Source organism: Parasphingorhabdus sp. (genome assembly GCF_049667325.1).
Lineage (GTDB): Bacteria > Pseudomonadota > Alphaproteobacteria > Sphingomonadales > Sphingomonadaceae > Parasphingorhabdus.
In genome coordinates, this window is record NZ_JBATHY010000099.1 from 1 (window position 1) to 2,363 (window position 2,363).

The 2,363-nt window shown below is 57.1% G+C and carries 2 protein-coding genes and 1 pseudogene; 2 read left to right on the top strand and 1 reads right to left on the bottom strand.

Translation table 11 applies throughout. The annotated features are described in order from the left end of the window. On the top strand, positions 1 to 224 hold a 224-nt coding region (locus WBM93_RS05265; protein WP_424429128.1), incomplete at its 5' end, for a DUF1223 domain-containing protein. 73 nt (positions 225 to 297) lie between these two features. Beyond that, a complete protein-coding gene (locus tag WBM93_RS05270) occupies positions 298 to 1,632 on the top strand; it encodes an AmpG family muropeptide MFS transporter (RefSeq protein ID WP_424429131.1) in 1,335 nt (444 codons plus the stop codon). Here the strand turns inward: WBM93_RS05270 and WBM93_RS05275 are convergent. After that, positions 1,629 to 2,363: pseudogene (locus WBM93_RS05275) on the bottom strand (bifunctional folylpolyglutamate synthase/dihydrofolate synthase); the annotation flags it as partial. The gene WBM93_RS05270 and the pseudogene WBM93_RS05275 overlap by 4 nt on opposite strands.

Consider the following 2,363-nt stretch of genomic DNA (forward strand, 5'->3'; position numbering starts at 1 on the left):
CTTCGGAAACCGTCCGTATTGGACGCGGCGAAAATAGCGGAAGGACAGTGCACTATACCAACGTGGTCAAGACTGAACGGAATCTCGGCAGCTGGCGTGGCAGGCCGACGAAATTTACAATATCTCCGGAAAATCTCAAGATCAGCGGCGCCGACAAATATGCGATCATATTGCAGCGCCCCGGCGCAGGTCCAATTGTCTCGGCCAAGCTGCTCGATATCTGAGATGCGATAAAATCAAGCTGGCATTCAGGTGAATAGGCGCTAAAGATTCCCCCGGTTCGAGGGAGAATGTGGCGTGAGTGAGCAAGCAGCAGTTTTGGGATGGCGCGGATATCTTCCCGCCGGAGTGCGTCCGTATAGCGAAGCGGCTCCTTTGGCGGCGCTTTTTCTGGGTATCTCTTCGGCGCTTCCGCTGACCATGATTGCCGCGACCTTGACGACCCGTCTGGCGCAGGCGGGAATCGAGAAATCGACCGTCACCGCCTTTGCGTTGACCTTTCTTGCCTATAATTTCAAATGGCTCTGGGCGCCGATTATCGACGTGGTGAAATTGCCGCTGATCGGCCGCGTTGGACAAAGATTGTCCTGGCTGATTGTTACGGCGGTTCTGGCGATGGCAGCGATCATCTATCTCGGCTCGCTTGATCCGGCCAAGGATATCGCCGCCGTTGCGGTTGCCGCGATCATGGTCGGGATAGCAGGGGCAACATTCGACGTTGTTATTGATGCCTATCGGATCGAATTGCTCGAACCCGAACAGCTGGGCGTCGGTTCCGGCATGTCACAATATGGCTGGCGGATCGGTGCGGCAACGGCTGGCGCGGTGGCGCTTGTCGTCGCAGCACGGACCAACTGGTCGATTGCTTATTATGTCTGTTCGCTCTTTGCCTTATTTGCCGTCATCGTCGGCCTGATCATGCGCGAACCGGCCCGGCGGCAGGAACCGATGGCGCTCAAAGGTCCACTGGAAGCGGCAAAAGCCTATGTCAGTCCGCTGGTCGAGTTTTTCAAACGCTCGGGCGCGCTGATCGTTTTATTGTTCGTTCTGGTTCACAAAATCGGCGACACATTGGCCAATCTGACCTTTCGATTATTGTTCGAAGACCTTGGCTTCACCAATGACGAGATTGCATTTTACGATGTCAGTTTGGGCTTCTTTGCCTTTCTGATCGGCATTTTCATTGGCGGCATGGTCTATTCTCGACTGGGCATGAAAAAGGCGGTCATGCTGAGCCTGATCCTGATGGCGGTCAGCAACCTGTCTTTTGCCGCCCTCGCGGCGGCTGGCCACAGCAACTGGGGCATGGCCGGAGCGATCGGCTTTGAAAATTTCGCCAGCGGTGTGGGCGGTGTTGCAGTAGTCGCTTACCTGTCAGCGTTGTGCAATCTGCAGTTTACGGGCACGCAATTTGCCCTGCTATCAGCGGCGGCAAGTATATTGGGCCGATTCCTGACCGGCACCACGGCTGGTTCGCTGATCGAGGGCATGGGCTATGTGAACTTCTATCTGCTCACCACTTTGGCAGCCTTGCCCGGCGTCGTCATGTTCTGGCTGATGATCCGCTGGGGCTTGGTTGACAAGTCTCTGGGTACGGCGGGATCGGTACACGCGGATGAAACGCCGGACTAATCCGGTATTTGCTCATTTGCTCTCAGAACTTCACCGGCAAGGTAGAGCGAGCCTGCAATCAACACGGTCTTGCCCGGTCCCAGGGCGAGTGAACCAAGCGCCGCGCTGATATCGCTCGCCTCTTTCATCGGCGCATCTACTTCCGGAAAGTCCGCCACCCCGTGAGATTCATGGCCGGGAACCGGGATCACCGTCAGGCAGGCCAGCTTCTCTTTTAGCGGCGCAACCAGAGCGGCGGGATCCTTGTTCGACAACATCCCGATCACCAGATCGATCGATCCCGCTTCATAGTCCGCGAAATATTTGGCAAGCGCCAGTCCGGCACTGACATTATGACCACCATCGACCCAGACTTCGGCATCGCCCGGCAGCAGATGGGTCACCGGCCCGGCAATCAGGAAATGCATCCGGCCCGGCCATTGCGCCCAGCCCATCGCCGCCTTGAGTGCGGCGTCGGAAATGGTGAGCGCATTCTGATGGCGCAACATGGCGATGGCGAGCGCGGCATTGTCCGCCTGATGCGCGCCGACAAGAGCGGGTAGCGGCAGATTAAGTTTTCCGGCTTTGTCCCTGTAGTGAAGCTGGCCTTCGTAAATCGCGGCATCCCATTCGCCGCCGCGTGGAAAATGCTGCACCCCGGTTGCTGCAGCATGATCGCCGATAACCTGCAGCATTTCTGCAGCATATTTTTGCGTCAGTATCGGCGCCCCCCTTTTTGCAATACCCGCTTT